The 14520-nt window shown below is 64.6% G+C and carries 12 protein-coding genes; 10 read left to right on the plus strand and 2 right to left on the minus strand.

The window, feature by feature from the left end; all coding sequences use genetic code 11:
• Window positions 1–197: 197 nt before the first annotated feature.
• Window positions 198–395: a SymE family type I addiction module toxin gene (locus tag LDH66_RS21405; protein WP_006185211.1), complete on the minus strand. Its 198-nt coding sequence runs from the start codon at window positions 393–395 to the stop codon at window positions 198–200.
• A gap of 238 nt (window positions 396–633) precedes the next feature.
• Between LDH66_RS21405 and LDH66_RS21410 the strand changes: the two genes are divergently transcribed.
• The 5 genes from LDH66_RS21410 to LDH66_RS21430 all read left to right on the plus strand — a co-directional run bounded on the left by LDH66_RS21410 (window position 634) and on the right by LDH66_RS21430 (window position 4998).
• Complete coding sequence (locus LDH66_RS21410; RefSeq protein WP_226483113.1) at window positions 634–942, plus strand: non-histone chromosomal MC1 family protein; 309 nt, start codon at window positions 634–636, stop codon at window positions 940–942.
• A gap of 545 nt (window positions 943–1487) precedes the next feature.
• Window positions 1488–2792, plus strand: a complete 1305-nt coding sequence (locus LDH66_RS21415) for an MFS transporter (protein ID WP_264182577.1) — start codon at window positions 1488–1490, stop codon at window positions 2790–2792.
• An 85-nt stretch (window positions 2793–2877) separates the two neighbouring features.
• Window positions 2878–3690 carry a prephenate dehydratase gene (gene pheA / locus LDH66_RS21420; protein ID WP_226483115.1) on the plus strand — a complete coding sequence of 271 codons (813 nt, stop codon included), beginning with the start codon at window positions 2878–2880 and terminating at the stop codon, window positions 3688–3690.
• 367 nt (window positions 3691–4057) lie between these two features.
• Window positions 4058–4516, plus strand: coding sequence for a peroxiredoxin (locus LDH66_RS21425; RefSeq protein WP_226483116.1), 459 nt, complete (start codon window positions 4058–4060; stop codon window positions 4514–4516).
• A 62-nt stretch (window positions 4517–4578) separates the two neighbouring features.
• Window positions 4579–4998 carry an Hsp20/alpha crystallin family protein gene (locus LDH66_RS21430; RefSeq protein ID WP_226483117.1) on the plus strand — a complete coding sequence of 140 codons (420 nt, stop codon included), beginning with the start codon at window positions 4579–4581 and terminating at the stop codon, window positions 4996–4998.
• A gap of 49 nt (window positions 4999–5047) precedes the next feature.
• On the opposite strand, the gene LDH66_RS21435 is transcribed toward LDH66_RS21430, so the two are convergent.
• Window positions 5048–5818 carry an SDR family NAD(P)-dependent oxidoreductase gene (locus LDH66_RS21435; protein ID WP_226483118.1) on the minus strand — a complete coding sequence of 257 codons (771 nt, stop codon included), beginning with the start codon at window positions 5816–5818 and terminating at the stop codon, window positions 5048–5050.
• 211 nt (window positions 5819–6029) lie between these two features.
• Here LDH66_RS21435 and leuS point away from each other — a divergent pair, with 211 nt between their 5' ends.
• The 5 genes from leuS to LDH66_RS21460 all read left to right on the plus strand — a co-directional run bounded on the left by leuS (window position 6030) and on the right by LDH66_RS21460 (window position 14470).
• Entirely contained in the window at window positions 6030–8678 is a 2649-nt protein-coding gene (gene leuS / locus LDH66_RS21440) for a leucine--tRNA ligase (RefSeq protein WP_226483119.1), read from the plus strand.
• A 296-nt stretch (window positions 8679–8974) separates the two neighbouring features.
• A complete protein-coding gene (locus tag LDH66_RS21445) occupies window positions 8975–11230 on the plus strand; it encodes a methyl-accepting chemotaxis protein (protein ID WP_226483120.1) in 2256 nt (751 codons plus the stop codon).
• The gene (locus LDH66_RS21450) at window positions 11227–11991 is read left to right on the plus strand and encodes a bacteriorhodopsin (protein WP_226483121.1); all 765 of its coding nucleotides are present in this window, start codon (window positions 11227–11229) and stop codon (window positions 11989–11991) included. The genes LDH66_RS21445 and LDH66_RS21450 overlap by 4 nt, the downstream gene beginning before the upstream one ends.
• Window positions 11992–12089: 98 nt before the next feature.
• Complete coding sequence (locus LDH66_RS21455; protein ID WP_226483122.1) at window positions 12090–12854, plus strand: YqjF family protein; 765 nt, start codon at window positions 12090–12092, stop codon at window positions 12852–12854.
• A gap of 176 nt (window positions 12855–13030) precedes the next feature.
• A complete protein-coding gene (locus LDH66_RS21460; RefSeq protein ID WP_226483123.1) occupies window positions 13031–14470 on the plus strand; it encodes a sugar porter family MFS transporter in 1440 nt (479 codons plus the stop codon).
• Window positions 14471–14520: the final 50 nt, after the last annotated feature.

A 14520-nucleotide genomic window follows, 5' to 3' on the forward strand; every position in this document is an offset into this window, starting at 1 on the left:
AATGTCTCTGAGACGCGTATATTTATGTAGTTGGTGGGAAGGGGTTGGGAAACCCACAGACGATATTCGAGACCGTCAAGGCAGGTAATGACGGCACAGAACTGTCGAATTACGCCTATTGGCGTAAAAAACGATACCTGACAGTAGCGAAACGACTGCCGGGCCGTTCGAGACGCTCGAGAGAAGAAGACCGTCCCCTAGAACTCGTGTTCGACGTCGTCTTCGTCGGCTTTCTGGATGATTATTTTCCCGTCCCGGACTCGGACGAAGACCTCGTCGCCGATATCCATGCCCGCGACCTCGAGTTCGTCCTCGTGGAGGTTGAGGTGGACGTTGTGGTAGTTACCGTCGTCGTCTTTCGCACCGCTTGGACTCAGCTTCTTTTTCCGTACCATCGCGGGATTCTATTCCGAACTTCGCCGTAGGATATACTTAAGTGTTTTCGACGACCGAACGAATGATCTTGTTACACACGCGTCGGAGCGACAATCACGAGACGGCGTCGAGCACGTGCTGTAGATAGTGCGGTGGAATAGCGTGCGCGATGCACTTAAACATACCGCCGCAGTCGGTCGATTTGTGGGGATATCTTTATGTCGGATCGTGTGCTGAATTGACACGGAGGCGAAATTCATGGTACGCGAAGACGGGAAACGAAACTTTGCACTGCGCGAATCGGGCGGTGACGAGTCAAGCGTCTTCTCGGGCAACACGCCCCGGCAGGCGGCGCTCAAGGCGGCCCGACGGCTCGAGCCGGGCTCGAGCGAGGAGGAGGCAGAGCGAGTCGAACTGCAACTCCGAGAGAAGGGCACGGACAAGGTCCACATCTACGACGGGTGGGCGTGGGAGGAGACGGCTCCCGACGACAAGCCCGACTGGATGCCCGGCGAGATCACGGAGGCGAACGTCTCGAAGAAAGGGATCGAACACCTCGAGGAGTGAGTCGTTGACTCGGTAGATTTCTCCGACGCGAATCGTCCCGAGCGGTGTCGTTCGACGGGTCTCGAGACACGGATGTGCCGACGCGTATTCTCTCGGTAGTCGGCGGCAAACGGATATACGGCCACCGCTGTCGTCTCGCCTGCGACGGAAAGCGCCCACGAGTCCGCTTGCCCCGAGTCGTGACGCGATCGGTTGATCGGCGTGAATCCGAAGAACTGCCAACAGCGCTGGTCTTGGATTTACATTATTACAATAATAGGCGAGAATAGCACGTTTGTACGAAGACTATACGGCATAATACTGGTCGTTCTTATTGGATCAAGCCCCAATAGTTGGGGAGACGCTAATAAGTAGATTTATACGATAGTCGCCGGACCACCTGAGTGAGCCATGTGGATGTACGTCGAAGTAAATGAGGAGACAGGGACAGTAGATGAAGGTTCTTCGGTAGAAGGGCAAACGTATGACTCCCGATTCTCGTATTTGGTGGGTGAAATGCGAGATATGAGTATCGGTGTGATCGGGGGTGACCAGCCGTGATTAGGATGACCAAGTGGCGGACCCTCGTGCTGGCGACGATCGGGTTCAACTTCTCGTTCCTGATCTGGTTCTCATTCGCTCCCTTCACGGGGCCGATGGCCGACGAGTTCGGCCTCTCAGTCGCTGAGATCGGGATCCTGGCGAGTGCAGCGATCTGGCTCGCGCCGTTCGGGCGGATCCTGACCGGGTGGCTCTCCGATCGCTGGGGCGCACCGACGGTGTTCGCCATCGTGTTGACCTACGTGGGCGTGTTCTCGATGGCGTCGGCGTTCGCCCAATCGTACGCCGTCTTCTTCGTTGAGCGACTGATCGTCGCGACGGCCGGGATCACCTTCGTCATCGGCATCCAGCACGTCTCCGAGTGGTTCGAGGAGGAAGAGCTGGGCACCGCCGAGGGGATCTACGCCGGCGTCGGAAACGCCGGCGCGGCGGGTGGAGCGCTCGTCCTCCCGCGCGTGTTCACCGAGAGCTGGAGCGGACCGATCTTCGACACGAGCTGGCGGGCGGCCTTCTTTTACACCGGGATCGTCTCGATCCTGCTGGCGATCGTCTACTACACGATCGGTGAAGCCGCTAAGAGCGACGCGAAACGACAGGCGACCAAGTCGACTGCGAACCTCAAGGACTGGCTCTACACTGCTACGCGCTACGGCACCGTGGTGCTCGCACTGGCCTACGTGATGAGCTTCGGTCTCGAGCTCTCGATGAACGGCTGGCTGGCGACCTACTACCGTGAGGGCTTCAACACGGAGAACCTCGTGCTCGCGAGCACGTTCGCCGCGACGTTCTCGGTCGCGGCCGGCCTGCTGCGCCCGATCGGCGGCTACATGAGCGACCGTCTCGCCCGCAACGAGACGAACGTCCTGCCGATCTTCACGGGCCGCTACCGCGAGCAGTGGACGTTCGTCTCGCTGTGTTTCATCGTCGTCGCGATGGTCGGGATGACGCTGGCGGGGATGACCGGCCGAGTGTTGCTGGCCGTCGCGGCCGGCTTCGTCGTCGGCATGGGCTGTGCGTTCGCCGAAGGCGCGATCTTCGCGCAGGTCCCGGCGATGTTCCCCGATAGCTCGGGCAGCGTCGCCGGCGTCGTCGGCGGCGTCGGCACCGTCGGCGGGATCGCCTACCCGCTGGTCTACGCCGCTCCGATGATGCCGAGCCTCCACACCGGCTACTCCGTGGTCGCTGCCACGATGATCCCCATCGTCTTGCTGTGCGCGTGGGTCTTCCAGCCCCACGTCGCGGCTCGCGCGACCGACGACGGCTTCCTCGCCTCGAGCGAGGGGCCGTCTCACGCACCGACCGACGACTGACGCTCGTCCGACGTCGACCGGGCGCGGGTCTGAGAGTCCGCGAGACCCGACGGTCTTTTGACCCGTTCGCTCCTATCGGTGGGCAATGGCTGCAGTCACGCTCGGACCCGAGGGGACCTACTCTCACAGAGCGACGAGTGCGATCGCCGACGACGACGAGATCGACTTCCGACAGTCGGTGACCGCGATCGTCGACGCCGTCGCGAGCGGCGAGTACGACCGCGGTGTGATCCCGATCGAGAACAGTATCGAGGGCTCCGTGACGGAGAGTCTCGACGCCGTCGCCGACTACGACGTCGCCGTCGTCCGCGAAATCGTCACCCCGATCAGACACGCCTTGCTCGCACAGGGTCCGGAGTTCGACACCGTCGCCAGCCACTCCCAGGCGTTGGCCCAGTGTCGGACCTACCTCGAGCGGGAGTACCCCGACGCCACCGTCGAGGCCGTCGCGAGCACGGCACAGGGCGTCGAGTTCGCCCGCGACGATCCCTCGGTGGCGGGCATCGGTCATCCGGCTCTCGGCGGCGACGACCTCTCGGTGCTCGCCGAGGACATTCAGGATCAGGACTCGAACGCGACGCGCTTCTTCGCGATCGCACCCGCCGCGGAGCGCTCGAAGGGCGGCGGCAAGTCCTCGCTGGTGGTCTACCCGAGCGCGAACTACCCCGGCCTGTTGCTCAAATTGCTCGAGCCGTTCGCGGACCGGGACATCAACCTGACCCGCGTCGAGTCGCGGCCGAGCGGCCAGCGACTGGGCGACTACGTCTTCCACATCGACTTCGAGGCCGGACTGTACGAGTCGCGAACGGCGGAAGCGATCGAAGAACTCGAAGACCTCGCCGAGGACGGCTGGGTCCGCCGGCTCGGCTCGTACGATACCGAGCACGTCGTCGAGTAGACCGCATCGGGGTCACGCTCGAGGCGCTCGGCCCGCTGTTTCTGTGGAATTGCGGCCCCTCGAGGCGGTGTGGCGACGACTGGCGGGACGGGCGACCGTCGGAACGGCGAGAAGGTCCGGGTGCGAGAATCGAACTACGCGTCTCAGCCTGCACAGGCTGAAGGATGGCCACTACCCCAACCCGGACACGAGTACGGTGCACACATGGCTACCACGGCCGACCGATAATACGCTCGGAGAGTCCTCACTGCGTGTGAATCACGGAGAGATACTTGAGGGAAACCGGCGATCGACGCAGACGGCCGGCGGCGGGCGAGTCGCTCGCCGTACCGCAAGTTGTTTCTCCGCGTCCCGCGCTACCACGTATATGCCACTCGCTGCGGGCGACGACGCGCCGACCGTGACCGCACCGAATCAGGACGGAGAGGACGTCAGCCTCGCGTTCGAGGAGCCGACGGTCCTCTACTTCTATCCGAAAGACGACACGCCCGGCTGTACGATCGAGGCGAACCAGTTCCAGCGCGAGCGCGAGACGTACCGGGATGCCGGCGTCGACGTCTACGGCGTCTCGACCGACGACGTGGAGTCCCACCGGTCCTTTTGCGAGTCGGAGGGCCTCGAGTTCGACCTGCTGGCCGATCCCGACGGGGAGATCGCCGACGCGTTCGACGTCGAACTGCGCGACAGCGGCGTGACCAGCCGAACGACGTTCGTCCTCGCCGACGGCGAGGTACAGGCGGTCTACGAGGGCGTCGATCCGGACGGTCACGCGCGCGAGGTCCTGCTCGACGCCCTCGACGACGGGCTCGTGACCCTTCCCGAGTAGTCGCTCCTTCTGTCGTCGTCCCGCGGGCAGAATTTATCCCCGTCGGGACCCTACTGCGACGCATGCGAGGAAACCCGTTCGACGAAATCGAGGAGATGCTCGACCGCGTCAGCCGGCAGGTCGAGGAAGGCATGACCGCCGGCGGGCTGCAAGTACCGGGCTCGGTGCCGGTCGACGTCGCCGATACGGACGAAGAGTATATCGTCACGGCCGACCTGCCCGGCTACGAGACCGACGACATCGAGTTGACCCTCTCGGACGGCACGCTCCGCCTCGAGGCCAATCGGACGGACGACGAGGCCTACGCTGAGGGAACGTATCTCCGGCGCGAGCGGACCGAAACGTCGGCGAGTCGTCGGATTCGGCTGCCGGAGCCGGTCGACGAGGAGTCGGTGGCCGCCGGCTTCGAGAACGGCGTGCTGACGGTCCGACTGCCGAAGGTGTCGGGCGGCGAAGATTCGAAACAGATCGACATCGAGTAGCTCGCTCGCCGACGGCCCGTCGCTCGAGCCGTCGATTCGAACCGGTGTTTCAGTACCACGCCCCGCCCGACGAGACGTTAATGTCCTGTCCCGTGACGTGCCGCGAGTCCGAACTCGCGAGGTGGACGGCCATGTCGGCGACGTCCTCGGGCGGGACCAGGTCGTCGATCATGAGGCTCTCGAGGATTTCGTCCTCGACTTCCTCGGGGGAAACGCCCTGTTTCTCGGCCTGCCGTTCGAAGACGGTGCGAATGCGGTCGCCCTCGACCGGACCGGGACAGATCGCGTTGACCGTCACGCCGTCGTCGCCGAACTCCGCCGCGAGCGCGCGGGTCAGCCCGATCACGCCCATCTTCGAGGCGGCGTAGGGGGTCCGATTCGCGTACGGTCGCTTGCCGCCGATCGAGGAAATGTTGACGACGCTCCCTCGCTCCGACTCGCGGAGGTAGGGAGCCGCCGCCCTCGTGACACGAGCGATGCCGACGACGTTGACGTCCAGCGTCTCGAGCCACTCGTCGTCGGTCGTCTCCTCGATCGGCGCGGTGGGTCCGGCGATCCCCGCGTTGTTCACGAGACAGTCGAGCCCGCCGAAGGTCGCGACCGTTTCGTCGATCGCGTCGGTTACCGACTCGGGATCGGTCACGTCGGTCTCGACGGCCAGCGTTCGATCGGGCGCGTCGATCAGGTCCGCGGTCTCGTCGATCCCGTCGCTCCGGGCCGCGAGGGCGACGTTCGCGCCCTCATCGGCGAACGCGAGGGCGATTTTGCGGCCAAGGCCCTGGCTCGCTCCCGTGACGAAAGCAGTGGAGTTAGTTACCATGACCCAATATGGGGCGAGCCGAGAATAAAACGTCCCGCTTCCCGGAACCGTCGGCGGGCGTCTCGCGTGCGAGTTCGCCCGCGAGCTCGAGCCGGCAGCGGGTCGCCGGAAACGTTGTTCTCGAGCGGCGAGACTGGCGTCGCTCGACGGGCGGCGGGCCACGGTATGGAAAGGTATAGGGTGGCGTCCCGCCCTATTGGTATATAAGCAAATGAGCGACGCGGGATACGACCACGCGACGGTCGAACGGCGCTGGCAAGAGGCGTGGGACGACGCGGACGTCTATCGGACGCCCGACGACGTCGACGATCCGACGTACGTCCTCGGAATGTACCCGTATCCGTCCGGGAAGCTCCACATGGGCCACGTCCGTAACTACACAATTACGGACGCGTACGCTCGCTACCGTCGGATGCGCGGCGACGATGTCCTCCACCCGATGGGCTGGGACGCGTTCGGCCTCCCCGCGGAGAACGCGGCCAAAGAGCGCGACACGAACCCTCGCGACTGGACCTTCGACTGCATCGACACGATGCGCGACCAGATGACCGCGATGGGCTTCGGCTACGACTGGGACCGAGAGATAGCCACCTGCACGCCCGACTACTATCAGTGGAACCAGTGGCTCTTCTCCCGGTTCCACGAGGAGGGACTGGTCGAGCGCCGCGACGCCGAGGTCAACTGGTGTCCCCACTGCGAGACCGTCCTCGCCGACGAGCAGGTCGAGGGCGAGGCCGAACTCTGCTGGCGCTGTGACACGCCCGTCGAACAGCGCGAACTCGAGCAGTGGTTCCTGAAGATCACCGAGTACGCCGACGACCTGCTCGAGGCGATCGACGACCTCGAGGGGTGGCCGAACTCGGTGCGACAGATGCAGCGCAACTGGATCGGCCGACAGTACGGGACCGAACTGGACTTCGATATCGAGGGCTACGGCCCGGTCGAGGCCTTCACCACTCGCGTCGACACGATCCACGGCGCGACCTTCTTCGCGCTCGCGCCGGATCACCCGATCAGCGAGGAGTTGGCCGCCGAAGACGACGAGATCCACGAGTTCGTTCACCACGAGGCGGATCCGGACGGCGACGAACCGAACGGCGTCGAGACGGACCTGACCGCGACGAATCCCGCCACCGGCGAGGAGATTCCGGTCTACGTCGCCGACTTCGTCCTCTCGGACGTCGGAACGGGCGCGCTGATGGCCGTGCCGGCCCACGACGAGCGCGACCACGCCTTCGCCGAGAAGATGGACATCGAGATCCGGCCCGTCATTGCCCCCGAGCCCGAGGGCGACGAGGAGCCGACCGCCCCTGACGTGAGCGAAGGGGCTTACACCGAGGACGGCGTCCTGATCAACTCCGGGGAGTACAGCGGGCTGGACAGCGAGACGGCCCGCGAACGGCTCACGGAGGAGATCGATAGCGCCGAGGAAGCCACGCAGTATCAGCTTCGCGACTGGGGGATCTCCCGCCAGCGCTACTGGGGCACGCCGATTCCGGTCATCCACTGTTCGGACTGCGGCCCCGTGATGGTCCCCGAGGAAGACCTGCCGGTCGAACTCCCCGAGTTCATCAACACGACCGGTAACCCGCTGGACGCCGCCGAGGAGTGGCAACAGACCACGTGTCCGGAGTGCGGGGCCGACGCGACCCGCGAGACCGACACGATGGACACCTTCGTCGACTCCTCGTGGTACTTCCTGCGGTACGTCTCGCCCGACCTCGAGGACGCGCCGTTCGACCGCGAGAAGGCGAACGACTGGATGCCGGTCGACCAGTACGTCGGCGGCATCGAACACGCCGTGATGCACCTGCTGTACTCCCGGTTCTTCACGAAGGTGCTGGCCGACCACGAGGGCCTCGAGCACCGAGAGCCCTTCACGAACCTGCTGGCACAGGGGATGGTCCAACTCGAGGGCGAAAAGATGTCCAAGTCCAAGGGGAACGTCGTCTCGCCCCAGCGGATCGTCGAGGAGTACGGGGCCGACACCGCGCGCCTGTTCATGATGCAGGCCGCCCAGCCCGAACGCGACTTCGACTGGAGCGAGGAGGGTGTCCAATCGACGTACGCCTTCCTCGAGCGGCTGCAGGGGCTGATTGAGGGATACGTCGCCGAGGAACCCGACGGCGACGACGACGCCATCGCGAGCTACGTCGACGCGGAGATCGACGCGACGATCGCCATCGCCAGCGGCGAGTACGACGATCTGACGTTCAACAAGGCGCTGCGCGAAACGCAGGACCTCGTCCGAACGCTGCGGCAGTACGTCGACTATACCGAACCCCACCCCGAGACGTACGAGCGGGGGCTCTCCGCGGTCGTCCGCCTGCTCTCGCCGGTTGCGCCCCACATCGCCGAGGAGCTGTACGAAACGCTGGGCGGCGACGGGTTCGTCGCGAACGCCGAGTGGCCGACCGCCGAGGTCGACCGCGACTACGTCGCCAAGCGCCGCCGACTGGTCGAAAACACTCGCGAGGACATCCGCGACATCGTCGAGGTCGCTGGGATCGAAGACCCCACCGGGATCGACGTCGTCATCGCGCCCGAGTGGAAGTACGACGCCCTCGATATCGCGATCGAGAGCGACGCCGACAACCTGATCGGCGAACTCATGGGCGAGTCACACATCCGCGAGCAGGGCGACGCCGCGGCCGATTACGGCCAGGACCTGCAGGCCGAACGGGAGGCGCTCTCGACGACCCTCGATCCGGACGCGGAGTTCGCGGCCCTCGAGTCCGCAGCGTGGCTGATCGAGCGCGAGTTCGACGCGCCGGTTCGCGTCGTTCACGCCGACGACGCCGACGACGACGTCCTCACGAACGCGGAACCCGGCCGACCGGCGATCGAAATCGACGACTGACCGTCGGTCGTCTCCGCGATTGGGCCAGTACTCTTCAACGATGATTTTCTCACTCGACCGTCTACCGAGTCAGTACACGCTTTATCATCTGACTAAAACTCGTACTGTGTTTATTTGATACTTTTAGGGCTGGAGAGCTATCCGGTCGAGACCGCCTGTACAGACTATTGATACGGGATAGTGAATGACTATCTCTCGTGACAATCAGTTCGACCGATACATTCAACTGGGACGGGTGAGCAAAGGTAACGAAGGCATCGAGCAGTGCGACGCTGCTCGACCACTCAGTTGACATTATGGCACTCGAGGACAAGTTCCCCGATCGGTTCAGAGAAACGTACAGTGTAAAGATCGGCCTGATTTTCCTGTTGGTCATCGTGCTGACGATCGCCGTCTCGGCGCTCTTTTTCGGTCACGTCTCCGGCACGGTCGGCCCGGCGGCGGAAGAGCACTTCAGCGATCGAACCGACGACCGCAGTGACGTCGCGGCGGCCTGGCTCGAGACCACTGCCGAAACGACGGACGGGCTCACCGCGGACGCGACCGTCCGAACGGGAACGTCCGACGAGATCAGTGACCGACTCGCGACGGTACAGTCCGCCCGCGAGGATCGAATCGCGGAGATTCACTATCTCGACGGCGACGGCGACGTCCTCGCGAGCAGTGCGGACGCTGCCGTCGGGGAGAACGTCTTCGAGACGGCCGGCGTACAGGGTGCCACCGACGGACCCAGCGCCACTCACGAGGCGATAACGAGCGACGAGTCCGTGTTCTCGTTCGTCTCGAGCGTCGAGGGCGACGACGAACGGTACGTGGCCGTCTCCGCCTCGACCGCCGCGTTCGCATCGGTCCTCGAGACCGAAGGCGAGTCGCGTCGCACGGTCGTCACGAACGCCGACGGCGAGACGATCGCGGCGGTCGGTCAGGTGGCGTCGGTCGGTGACGAGACGGTGCTCGCCGCGGTCTCACCGAGCGACGACGGCGTCTCGACCGGCGTCCCCGAGGGCTCCGAGACGGAGTTCGCGGCGACGGCGGCGACGATCGATGCCGGCGGCGAATCGCTGACGGTGACGACCTACGAGACGGCAGCGGCCGTCTACGGACCACAACAAACGGCGACGTCGTCGCTACTCGCAGTCCTCTTGCTCTTCGTCCTCCATCTCGGACTCGTCGGGGTCGTCCTCGGCGGCAACATTTCGCTGTATCTCCGCCGGCTCGCGAACAAGGCCGAACGGATGGGCGACGGCGACCTTTCGGTCGACCTCGAGACCGATCGGGTCGACGAGGTCGGGAGCCTCTACGCTTCGTTCGCGTCGATGCGGGACTCGTTGCGGGAGACGCTCGTCGATCTCGAAGACCAGCGCGAACGCGCCCGCGAGGCTCAGGAACGGACCGAAAAGCGCAACCGCGAACTCGAGGCCGAGGCCGAACGCTACAGCGAGGTCATGGCAGCGTGTGCCGACGGCGACCTCGAGAAGCGCTTGGAGCCCGAAACGGACCACGAGGCGATGGTGTCGATCGCCGAGGCGTTCAACGAGATGATCGCCGATCTGGAGACCGCGGTCGCACAGGTCAAGACGATCTCGGCGGAGGTCGCCAGGACGAGTACCGAGGTCCAGACCAGTTCCGACGAGATCCGACGGGCCAGCCAGGAGGTCAGCACGTCGGTCCAGGAGATCTCGGACGGATCCTCGAAGCAGGCCGAGGACCTGTCGGTGGCGACAACCGAGGTCAAGGAGATGTCCGCGACCGTCGAAGAGGTCGCCGCCGCGACGAGTAACATCGCCGAGCAGTCGAGCCAGGTCGACGAACTGGCATCGGACGGTCAGCAGGCGGCGACGGAGACGACCGCGGAGATGCACGCGGCCAGCGACCGGACGGAAGCCGTCGCGGAGACGATCCGAACGCTGGACGAGGAGGCCGAACAGATCCAGGAGATCGTCGAGTTGATCGACGAGATTGCCGGCCAGACCAACATGCTCGCGTTGAACGCGGCCATCGAGTCCGCGCGATCGGAGAGCGCCTCGAGCGAGAGCGACGGGTTCCAAGCCGTCGCCGACGAGGTCAAGGAACTCGCAGAGCAGACCCAGACGGCGGTCGAGGATGTCGAAATCATGATCGAATCGATACAACAGCGAGCGACCGAGAGTGCGACGCAGATCGAGGAAGCCGAGTCGACGATCGGGTCGGCGACTGAACGAGTGGACTCGCTCTCGACCAAACTCGACCGGATCGCGACGGAGATCGAACAGGTGACGTCCGGCGTCCAAGAGATCGACCAGGCGACGGACGAACAGGCCAGCTCCGCCGAAGAGCTGGCGACGATCGTCCAGGACGTCGCGAGCGTCGCGAACGAAACGACGTCGCAGGCCGAGCAGGTCGCGGCGGCCGCCGAGGAGACGACCGCGACGATTACCGACGTCTCCGCCGAGGCGACGCGACTAGACGAGCGGGCCGCGGATCTCGCCGACGCCGTCGACGAGTTCACCGTCTCGTCGTCGCCGGCCGGTTCGACCGTGGCCCCGGCGGGACAGGGAGGTGAGTCGCAATGATACCCGAACTTCAACTCTACCAGTTCGCGTTCTACGCGATGACGGTAGCGACCCTCTGCTTCCTCGTATGGGTCGCCCGGATGCCAGCGGGAAAACGGCGATACTACCTCCCCGTGCCGATCCTCTGCGGAACGCTCGCACTCGCGAACTTCGGCATGTCGATCGAACTGTTCCGCATCACGACGGCGGGCGGCGATCCGATCCCGATGACCCGGTACGCCGACTACGTGATCGCGACGCCGATCATGGTCTTCATCGCCGGGCTGATTGCCGGCGCGACGAGACGACAACTGGCCGTCGCGACCGTCCTGAGCGTGGCGTGGGTCGGGTCGTCGGCCGTCCGTTATCTCGTCGATCCCCCGTTGAACACCGTCGCTGGGATCGTCACGATCGTCTCTCTCGTGGGGATCGTCGTCCTAATGATCTGGCCGCTCACGAAACGCTCCGGCAAGCAAAGCGGTGAACGAGTCCTCCTCTACGGCAAACTCCGGAACCTGCTGCTCTTGCTCTGGGTGTTCTACCTCGTTATGGGGTTCGTCTCGCGACAGGGGCTGGGACTGCTCGACGCGTTCAGCGGTATCTTCGTCGCCGCGTATCTCGACATTCTCGCCCGGATCGGGTTCGGTGTCTTGGTGTTACGGGCGACCGACGCGACCGATCAGGTGATCGCGGGACTCAGATCGACCGATAGCGGCGACGACGGCTCGGATGGCGTCACCCTCGAGCGGTCCGACGAGTCCGCGGTCGATCCGGCCGACTGACGGCGGTTCGACCGAATCGCCATCGGATCTGAAAGCAAGCTATCTAGTTTATACGCGGGTTCATCGTAGGGTTTCGACAGCACCTGTTCGCTTCGAGGATGAACGCACAACGTACGGATCCCTTTCGATGGACGTTCGCAGATGAGTCGTCGCCGAAAGCACCGCACGTCGCCTCGATGACCTGGCGTGACGGATTGTTCGTCCACTGGCCAGTCGATCCGGACGACCTTCGCCCGCACGTTCCCGGCCAGTTAACGCTCGAGACGCGGGACGGTCACGCCTGGGTGAGCGTGCTCCCGTTCGTGCTCACGAACGTGGGACTTCGCGGGACGCCATCGATTACGCGACTGGCCTTTGCAGAACTCAACGTCCGGACGTACGTCCGGTATCGGGGCGACCCCGGCCTGTTTTTCTTCAGTATCGATGTCGGGAACCCGCTGGTCGCCGCGACCGTCGGCCGGACGACGAGGTTGCCCGTCTATCGCGCTCGAATGCGGGTCGGCGCCACCGAAGCGAATCACGTGACCTTCGAAAGCGAACGCCGGGAGACGGAGGCGACGGGCGGCGCTCCGGCCAGGTTCGCCGCGACCTACCGCCCCGACGGCGAGGTCTTCACCGCCGAGCCAGACACGCTCGTACACTGGCTCACGGCGCGTCGTCGGTTCTACGCTCCGAACGCTGACAGCGTCCTGGCCGGCGAGATCGCACACGACCCGTGGCCGCTCCAGCCAGCCGCGGTGACGATCCACGAGAACGCGATGCTCGAGGCCAACGGGTTACCGGCGCCGATCGGTGATCCGATCGTCCACTACGCCGACGAACTGTCGATGACGGGTTCGATTCCGCGGCGGATCGAACCCTGACCGAGCCCCAGCGGACCCGCCGGCATCGATTCGGGCCGGAACCGCCGATCCACGTTCGGACCGCCGAAACCGACCCGTGTAGCGCGCCGGACGCGACCACCCCACCCCCGCACGTGAGGTCGCGTATCGTTAGATTTGTTAACTACGGTTTGAAACAATATTTCTACATAGTATCGATGTCAACGACACGCACAGGAGCGACCGGCAGCGGCCGGAATTCGTTCATCTACGTCGTCGCGGCATTGGCCGCGCTCAACGGACTACTGTTCGGGTTCGACACCGGCGTCATCTCGGGCGCGATGTTATACATTCGAAACACGTTCGAGCTGGCGACCGTGTTCGGATATTCGATAAACGCCTCATTGATCGAGGGGATCATCGTCAGCGGGGCGATGATCGGCGCGATCGTCGGGGCGGCGCTGGGCGGTCGGCTCGCGGATCGGCTCGGTCGACGACGCCTCATCCTCGTCGGAGCCGTCGTCTTCTTCGTCGGATCACTCATCATGGCGATCGCGCCGACCGTCGAGATACTGATCGTCGGTCGGATCGTCGACGGGATCGGCGTGGGATTCGCCTCGGTCGTCGGTCCGCTGTACATCTCGGAGATCTCACCGCCGGAGATCCGCGGATCGCTGGTCTCGCTGAACCAGCTGACGATCACCAGCGGCATCCTCATCGCGTACCTCGTGAACTTCGCGTTCGCCGGCGGCGGCGAGTGGCGCTGGATGCTCGGCCTCGGGATGGTCCCCGCCGCAGTCCTGTTCGCCGGCATGCTGTTCATGCCCGAGAGCCCCCGCTGGCTCTACGAGCACGGTCGCGAGAGCGACGCCCGCGAGGTCCTCGCCAGTACCCGCGTTGAGAGTCAGGTCGAGAACGAACTCCGCGAGATCGAGGAGACGGTCCGAACGGAGTCCGGAACGCTTCGTGACCTGTTCGAGCCGTGGGTACGACCGATGCTGATCGTCGGCATTGGCCTGGCGGCGTTCCAGCAAGTTACCGGCATCAACACGGTCATGTACTACGCGCCGACGATCCTCGAGTCGACCGGGTTCGCGGACACCGCCTCGATCCTCGCGACCGTCGGGATCGGCGTCGTCAACGTCGTCATGACCGTCGTCGCAGTGGTGTTGATGGACCGCTCCGGCCGCCGTCCGTTGTTGCTCACGGGGCTGGCTGGGATGACCGTCATGCTCGCCGTCCTCGGGATCGCGTTCTACCTGCCCGGTCTCTCGGGCGCGATCGGCTGGATCGCGACCGGGAGCCTGATGTTGTACGTCGCGTTCTTCGCGATCGGGCTCGGACCGGTCTTCTGGCTACTGATCTCCGAGATCTACCCGATGGAGGTCCGCGGCACGGCGATGGGCGTCGTCACCGTCGTCAACTGGGCCGGCAACCTGCTCGTCTCGCTGACCTTCCTCCGGCTGATCGACGTCGTCGGCCAGACGGGGACGTTCTGGCTGTACGGCGCTCTCTCCCTGCTCGCGCTGGTCTTCTGTTATCGGCTCGTCCCCGAGACGAAGGGACGGTCGCTCGAGGCGATCGAGGCCGACCTCCGCGAAACGGCGTTCGGACGCGACACCGGTGAACGGCCCCGCGCGACGGAGACGGACGACTAACGGTCGAGATGGACGGCACATTGATCGAGACGGACGAGTTTCGGTCGAGA

This window comes from Natrinema amylolyticum (assembly GCF_020515625.1).
GTDB classification, from domain to species: Archaea; Halobacteriota; Halobacteria; order Halobacteriales; family Natrialbaceae; genus Natrinema; species Natrinema amylolyticum.

What these genes read in the sequence shown, in the direction of transcription:
- LDH66_RS21450 (WP_226483121.1), top strand. Translation starts at nt 11,227, where the DNA reads ATGATACCCGAACTTCAACTCTACCAGTTCGCGTTCTACGCGATGACG.
- LDH66_RS21435 (WP_226483118.1), bottom strand. Translation starts at nt 5,818, where the DNA reads ATGGTAACTAACTCCACTGCTTTCGTCACGGGAGCGAGCCAGGGCCTT.
- LDH66_RS21455 (WP_226483122.1), top strand. Translation starts at nt 12,090, where the DNA reads ATGAACGCACAACGTACGGATCCCTTTCGATGGACGTTCGCAGATGAG.
- LDH66_RS21405 (WP_006185211.1), bottom strand. Translation starts at nt 395, where the DNA reads ATGGTACGGAAAAAGAAGCTGAGTCCAAGCGGTGCGAAAGACGACGAC.
- LDH66_RS21460 (WP_226483123.1), top strand. Translation starts at nt 13,031, where the DNA reads ATGTCAACGACACGCACAGGAGCGACCGGCAGCGGCCGGAATTCGTTC.
- pheA (WP_226483115.1), top strand. Translation starts at nt 2,878, where the DNA reads ATGGCTGCAGTCACGCTCGGACCCGAGGGGACCTACTCTCACAGAGCG.
- LDH66_RS21410 (WP_226483113.1), top strand. Translation starts at nt 634, where the DNA reads ATGGTACGCGAAGACGGGAAACGAAACTTTGCACTGCGCGAATCGGGC.
- LDH66_RS21425 (WP_226483116.1), top strand. Translation starts at nt 4,058, where the DNA reads ATGCCACTCGCTGCGGGCGACGACGCGCCGACCGTGACCGCACCGAAT.
- LDH66_RS21445 (WP_226483120.1), top strand. Translation starts at nt 8,975, where the DNA reads ATGGCACTCGAGGACAAGTTCCCCGATCGGTTCAGAGAAACGTACAGT.
- leuS (WP_226483119.1), top strand. Translation starts at nt 6,030, where the DNA reads ATGAGCGACGCGGGATACGACCACGCGACGGTCGAACGGCGCTGGCAA.
- LDH66_RS21415 (WP_264182577.1), top strand. Translation starts at nt 1,488, where the DNA reads ATGACCAAGTGGCGGACCCTCGTGCTGGCGACGATCGGGTTCAACTTC.
- LDH66_RS21430 (WP_226483117.1), top strand. Translation starts at nt 4,579, where the DNA reads ATGCGAGGAAACCCGTTCGACGAAATCGAGGAGATGCTCGACCGCGTC.